Annotated in this window: 6 protein-coding genes; 2 read left to right on the top strand and 4 right to left on the bottom strand. The window is 72.6% G+C overall.

Going from position 1 to position 6,000, the window contains the following annotated elements:
- From VG296_RS16860 to VG296_RS16850, 3 genes are all read right to left on the bottom strand, one after another.
- Positions 1 to 1,055: DUF3488 domain-containing protein (locus VG296_RS16860; protein WP_325566686.1), on the bottom strand; the 1,055-nt coding region annotated here is incomplete at its 3' end.
- Positions 1,055 to 2,554, bottom strand: a complete 1,500-nt coding sequence (locus VG296_RS16855; protein ID WP_325566685.1) for a DUF58 domain-containing protein — start codon at positions 2,552 to 2,554, stop codon at positions 1,055 to 1,057. The genes VG296_RS16855 and VG296_RS16860, both read right to left, overlap by 1 nt.
- Positions 2,551 to 3,561 carry an AAA family ATPase gene (locus VG296_RS16850; protein ID WP_325566684.1) on the bottom strand — a complete coding sequence of 337 codons (1,011 nt, stop codon included), beginning with the start codon at positions 3,559 to 3,561 and terminating at the stop codon, positions 2,551 to 2,553. The genes VG296_RS16855 and VG296_RS16850 overlap by 4 nt, the downstream gene beginning before the upstream one ends.
- Positions 3,562 to 3,818: 257 nt before the next feature.
- Here VG296_RS16850 and mraZ point away from each other — a divergent pair, with 257 nt between their 5' ends.
- Complete coding sequence (gene mraZ / locus VG296_RS16845; RefSeq protein WP_325566683.1) at positions 3,819 to 4,292, top strand: division/cell wall cluster transcriptional repressor MraZ; 474 nt, start codon at positions 3,819 to 3,821, stop codon at positions 4,290 to 4,292.
- A 371-nt stretch (positions 4,293 to 4,663) separates the two neighbouring features.
- On the opposite strand, the gene VG296_RS16840 is transcribed toward mraZ, so the two are convergent.
- Positions 4,664 to 5,497, bottom strand: a complete 834-nt coding sequence (locus tag VG296_RS16840; RefSeq protein WP_325566682.1) for a MerR family transcriptional regulator — start codon at positions 5,495 to 5,497, stop codon at positions 4,664 to 4,666.
- A 272-nt stretch (positions 5,498 to 5,769) separates the two neighbouring features.
- Between VG296_RS16840 and VG296_RS16835 the strand changes: the two genes are divergently transcribed.
- Positions 5,770 to 5,910: a glycosyl hydrolase 53 family protein gene (locus VG296_RS16835; protein WP_325566681.1), complete on the top strand. Its 141-nt coding sequence runs from the start codon at positions 5,770 to 5,772 to the stop codon at positions 5,908 to 5,910.
- Positions 5,911 to 6,000 lie beyond the last annotated feature (90 nt).

Here is a 6,000-nt window from a genome sequence, read left to right as displayed (position 1 = left end):
CTGAAGCCGAAGTTGCCGGTGACGTCGACCGACAGTTTCACACTCTGCCGGGCGACGGACGTGTCGGTCAGCCCCGGCACCGCCACCGCGCCGGACGGCATCGCGACGGTGTTGGTCGGCGGGTCCCACTCGGTGCCGTTGAACTGGGTGAGCACTTCCTGCTGGAGGTACTCGCGCAGCGGCGTGGTCGAGTCGGTCCGGTAGGTGAACAGCGGCACCGCCTGCGGACTCGAGAGGTCCTGGGAGATGTTGACGCTCTGGTCGAGATAGATCGTGCCGCCACCCCCGCCCCCGCCGCCGCTGCCTCCGCCGCCGAGGTCGAGCAGGTGCGGAGTGGCCGGGACCAGCAGCGGCAGGAAGAGCGCGGCGGCGATCGCCCACACCGAGATCCGCCGGGTCAGGCCGGTGTTGGTGGCGCCGGCGATGCTCGGCCTGCCGGTGCGCTGCTGCACCGTGCGCCCCCACTGGCCGAGCCGCTCGTGCCCGTCCGTGCCGACCAGTGCGAGGTACCCGGCCGCGGCGCAGGCGAAGGCGAGCCAGCTCAGGCCGCCTGGCTGCCGGGTGGCGGGTATCAGGTACACGGCCAGGATCGGCGCGCCGGCCAGCACCGGTCGGCGCAGCGTGACCGCGAGCAGTTCGATGACGAACGCGAAGGCGGTGCCGCTGATCGCCATCAGTGCCGTGATGCCGGGCGTCTCCGGCGCCGGCGGGGAGAACTGGCGCAGGTCGGATCCGCCCTCGGACAGCCGGTGCGAGAGCGCGCGCACCGCGCCCGGCCCGGGGATGACGCCGCCGATCGCGGAGCCGTGCACCAGGATCACGGTCAGGACGAGCAGCACGACCACGAGCTGGGCCAGCACGATCAACCCGCGCGCCAGGTTCAGTCGGCGCAGTCCGACGCCGGTCAGCGCAAGCAGCACGGCGGCGAGCAGCACGATGGCCACCCACCGGCCCGGGTGGATCAGCCGGCCGAGCCCGATCGAGGAGCTCATCGTGGCGAAGACCGCGGCCGCGGGCAGTTGCCAGGAGCGTGAGTTGGTCAGTGTCGGGGGCATCAGCGGCTCTCCCCGTTCGCGTTGGCGGCGCCCGGGTTCGACGGTGCGTCGGGTCCTGTGACCGGTCCTGTCGTCGCTGCCGCTGCCGCTGCTGCTGTCGTCGTCGCGGCCGGTGCCGGTACCGTCCCGTCGGTCGGCACCGTCGGTCCGGCCGCGGCCGCGGCGGCGGCCGGCGAAACGGCACCGAGCGCCGGGGCGAACGGCCGGTACGGCTGCTGGTACGGCTGGTCCTCCGCGGCGCCGTGCCGGCCGGCCGCGCGCCACAGTTCGGCGAAGTCGTCGTTGGCCCTGGCCGGCACCACCTGCCAGCCGCCGGCCAGCAGGATGCGCACGGAGTCGCGGAACGCCCGGTCCTCCATCGGCCGCGTCACCGGCCCCGCCCAGGTCGCCGTGTCCAGCAGGAACGCCACCCCGCCCGCGGAGCCGGGACGTGCCCTGGCGAGTTCGGCGGCGTCGGCCGGCCCGAGTTCGCCGAGGAAGGCGATCACCAGCAGATCGCTGCCGGCCAGTGTGCCCGCACCGCCGCCGGACCACTCGTCCAGGTTCAGCGCCCTGATCGGCACCGGCTTGACCACCGCGAGCGCGTCGAGCACCGTGTCCTGGTCCTCCGCCGGTATCAGGCCGGCGCCGGTCCCGGTGGACAAGCGCACGTGGTAGCCCTGGTTCAGCAGGTGCACCGCCGCGGAGGCCGCCGCCGACACGGCCCACTCGTAGGACGCCGCCGGGCCGGTGCCGCGGTGCGCGGAGGTCCGGCTGTCGACCAGGATCGTGCACTGGCTGTGCCAGGTGCGCTCCTCCCGGCGGACCATCAGCTCGCCGTGGTGGGCCGTGGCGCGCCAGTGGATCCGGCGCAGGTCGTCGCCGTGCCGGTACTCGCGCACGCCGATGTCCTCCTCGCCCGCCGCCGCCGCGTACGCCGCGTGCCCCTCGCCCCGGCCCGACCACAGGGCGCCGAGCCTGGTCGGCGGCAGTGGCTGCACCCGCGGCACGACGGTGAGCGTGTGCTGCGCGGTGAAGGAGCGGCTGAGCTCGAACAGGCCGAGCGGATCGGCGCTGCGCAGGGTGAGCGGGCCGATGTCGTAGCGCCCGCGGTGCTCGGAGCGGATCCGGTAGGCGACCCTGCGGTGCCCGCTCGGCTCGATCCGGCGCAGGATGAACCGCGGCCTGCTGCCCAGGGTGTACGGCAGCCGGTCCTCGACCAGCAGCGCGCTGCTCGGCAGCCGCGCCGCGTTCTGCAGCCGCAGGTGCACCTGCGCGGAGGCGCCCACCGGCACCCGGGCCGGCTGCAGCACCCGGCGGCAGGAGATGCGGTAGCGCGAGGCGCCGGTGATCACGGCCGCGACCACGGGCAACGCGGCGAGCAGCACCCCGATCCGCAGCAGCGGCGGGTAGGAGAGCAGGATCGCGGCGGCGATCGACGCCAGCCCGGAAGTCAGGAACGCCCGGCCCCGGACCGTCAGCCCGGTGGAGAAGGTGTGCAGTGCCTGGCGAGCGCTCACGACCGTCGATGACCTCCCGCGGTCAGTGTGACCGGTACCCGCTCGAGCAGGTCGGCGACGATCTGCTGGGCGTCGCGGCGGCCGATCCTGGCCTCCGCGGTGGGGATCAGCCGGTGCGCGAGCACGGTGATCGCCAGGTGCTTGATGTCGTCGGGCAGCACGAAGCCGCGGCCGCTGAGCACCGCGTGCGCCCTCGCCGCCCGCACCAGGTGCAGCGACGAGCGCGGCGAGGCGCCGAGGCGTAGGTCCGAGTGTTCACGGGTGGCGCTGACCAGGTTGATGACGTACTGCTTGACCTCGTCCGAGACGTAGACGGAACGCACCGTCTCGATCAGCTTGACCAAATCGGCGGTGCCCACCACCGGCTGCAGGTCGTCCAGCGGGTTGGCCTGCGTGTGCCCTTCGAGCATGCGCAGTTCCGCGGCGGGCGCCGGATACCCCATGGCGACCCGCGCCATGAACCGGTCCCGCTGCGCCTCGGGCAGCGGGTAGGTGCCCTCCATCTCGATCGGGTTCTGGGTGGCGATGACCATGAACGGCGGCTCGAGCTGATGGGTCACGCCGTCGACCGTCACCTGGTGCTCGCCCATGCACTCGAGCAGCGAGGACTGCGTCTTCGGCGAGGCGCGGTTGATCTCGTCGCCCACCACCAGGTTCGCGAACACCGCGCCAGGCTTGAACTCGAACTCGCCCCTGTGCTGGTCGTAGACGGTCACGCCGGTGACGTCGGAGGGCAGCAGGTCGGGGGTGAACTGGATCCGGCGCACCGTGCAGTCGAGCGCCCCCGCCATCGCCTTGGCCAGCAGCGTCTTGCCGACGCCGGGGACGTCCTCGATCAGCAGGTGCCCCTCGGCGAGCAGCACCGTCAGCGCGAGCCTGACCACCTCGCCCTTCCCCTCGACGACGGTCTCGATCCGCTCCTGGATCCGATGCACCGTGCCGGCGAGCCAGTCGACCTGAGTGCGTTCCAGTGCCTGCGGTCCCTGCTGCCCGACTGTGCCTGGCAACGGACCCTCCCCTCGTGTGCCCTCTGTACCTCCCTCCCGATGGAAGGGTGTCACCGGACATAGTGCACGACTCATGCGGGCTGTGCGCAAGGGACGTGGGTTCATTCCGTCACCGGGAGAGCAAATCCGGGGGCGTCCTCCATCCGGCCCAGCGGGCGCGTAGTGGAGTAGAGTGGGGGAAAGTGGGGCCTTGTCGGGTTCCATTGGTATTTTCCCTGGATCCAGCCGGGTTCCGGGAGACGGTCGGGAGGTGCGCCGTGTTCCTCGGCACCTTCCAACCACGACTGGACGACAAGGCAAGGCTCATCCTGCCCGCGCGGCTGCGCGAGGAGGCGGCCAGAGTGGACGGAACGGAGCGGCTGGTGATCACCAAGGGGCAGGAGCGCTGTCTCGCGGTGTGGCCCGCCGTCCGCTTCACCGAGCTCGCCGAGCGCATCAGGGCCCTGCCCGCGGCGAACGGCCTCGTCTCGCCGAAGGCGGTGCGCGACCACCTGCGGGTGCTCTACGCGGGGGCGAGCGAGCAGACCTTGGACAAGCAGGGCCGGGTGACCCTTCCGGCGCACCTGCGCGACTATGCCGGCCTCGACCGGGAGGTCACCGTCGTCGGCGCGGACACCCATTTCGAGCTCTGGGACTCCGTGGCGTGGCAGCGGTATCTCGAGGAGAAGGAACCGGCCTTCGCCGACCTGACCGGGGAGGTGCTGGCCGAGCTCTCTGGCTCCGGCTTCTGAGCGAGCCGGACCGCACGACCCGCCGCCGTGGCCCACGGCCCCCACCCGCTCCCGTTGCTGACGCACCTTCCCCGGCGCCGGCCACACACCAGTTCTCCCTCCAGTGCGAGCGGGCGGAGACCGTCGGCCACGGCGGCTTCCTGCTGTCCGAACCCTGACACGGCGGCGCGGTAGGGCGACCCGGTACGGCGGCCCGAGACCGCCCGCCACGACGACCCGAGACCGTCCGGTACGGCGGCGCGGTAGGGCGGCCCGAGACCGTCCGGTACGGCGACCCGCCACCGCGGCCCGAGACCGCGGTCTGACACCGCACCCGGCTCGGCCCGCGCCGCGGGATCCGGCGCGGCGCCCGTCCAGTGTCAGCGTCGGCGTCAGCGCAGCGGCACGGCGAACTGGCGCTGCTGCTGCGCGTCCGCGCCGTCGGCGAGCGTGCGCGAGAGCACCATCCGGATCGCGCCGCCCGGCTCGCGCCGCTCCCGCGTCGCCCAGTCGCGCAGGTCGCGTAGCGCCAGCTCGGCCTCGGTGCCGCCGTCCGCCATGTCGGCGGCGGCGAGCCGGACGTAGGCCTCCTGGTGCGCCGGCTCGGTGCGCAGCGTCAGCTGGGGCAGCAGCGCGGCACACTCCTCGGCCCGGTCCTGCGGCACCGGCTTGCACCACTCCACCGGGCCGTCGCTGTCCCCGCTGACCTCGCCGTGAAAGATCATGAACGCCGCACCCGCGTCCCCCGGCACCTGCGGCAGAGCCGCCGCCTGGATCGGCCGGATGAACAGCTCGCGGCTGCGCTCGACCAGCTCGGCCTGGTGCATCCGGCTGACCACGCACAGCAGCTTGCGCTCCGGCACGTCTCTGACCTCGACCTCGTACATATGAGACCTTCTTCCCTGGAGTTCGTCCGCGAGGAGGGCGGCCATGCTCCGCCGGGCGGCGTGCTCGGCCTCCGCGCCCGACCAGAACTCGGCGAGCGCCGCGGCGGCGTCGGCCGGCGCAAGCGGCAGCATCCGCTTGATCCCGGCCAGCGGCACGCCGATCCGGCGCAGCGCGGCGACCCGGCGGGCCGGCTCCAGCTGCTCCGCCGCATAACGGCGATAGCCGGAGTGGGGGTCGACACGCGCCGGCACCAGCAGGCCGAGCTCGTCGTAGAGGCGCAGTGCCTTCGGCGAAAGGCGCGAGGCGTGTGCGAACTCTCCGATGCTCAGCAGGCGCATGGAACGCTCCCTCGTACCGGACCGGTCGTCCGGTGAAATCCACGGTGCGGCTTCCCCCAGGGTCAAGGTCAACCGGCGGCCGGGCAAGCCGGTCGGGCCGGGCCGTCGACAAGTGCCCGCGAGCGTGCTGAAACTTCCCTGCTGAGCAGGTAAGCGCTCCCAAAACTCTGCCGCGACGACGGGCCGTCCGGTGAGGCGGAGCGAGCAGCACAGCCAGCGCGTGGACCAACTACGACGACGTCACCTTCGCCGCGGGCTCGGCGCCGATCTCGGTGCGCGGCGCGGATGTCTCCAGCCTCTATCGAGGTGAGCAGGACGGCGGCGTGTACTACACGAGCTCCGGCACCAAGGAGAACGCGCTGCAGATCATGTCAGCTGCCGGGCTGAACTACGTGCGCTGCGCGTATTCGTGAACCCCGAGGACGGGTTCAACGACGAAGGCGATGTTCAACCTGAGCGACACCGCCCTGGCCGCGATCTCCGATTTCGCGGCCCGATAGCGG

Source organism: Actinospica sp., from assembly GCF_035552695.1.
Classification (GTDB): Bacteria; Actinomycetota; Actinomycetes; order Streptomycetales; family Catenulisporaceae; genus Actinospica.
Note: the sequence above shows the minus strand (reverse complement) of the source record. Positions and strands in the feature narration are given on the sequence as shown.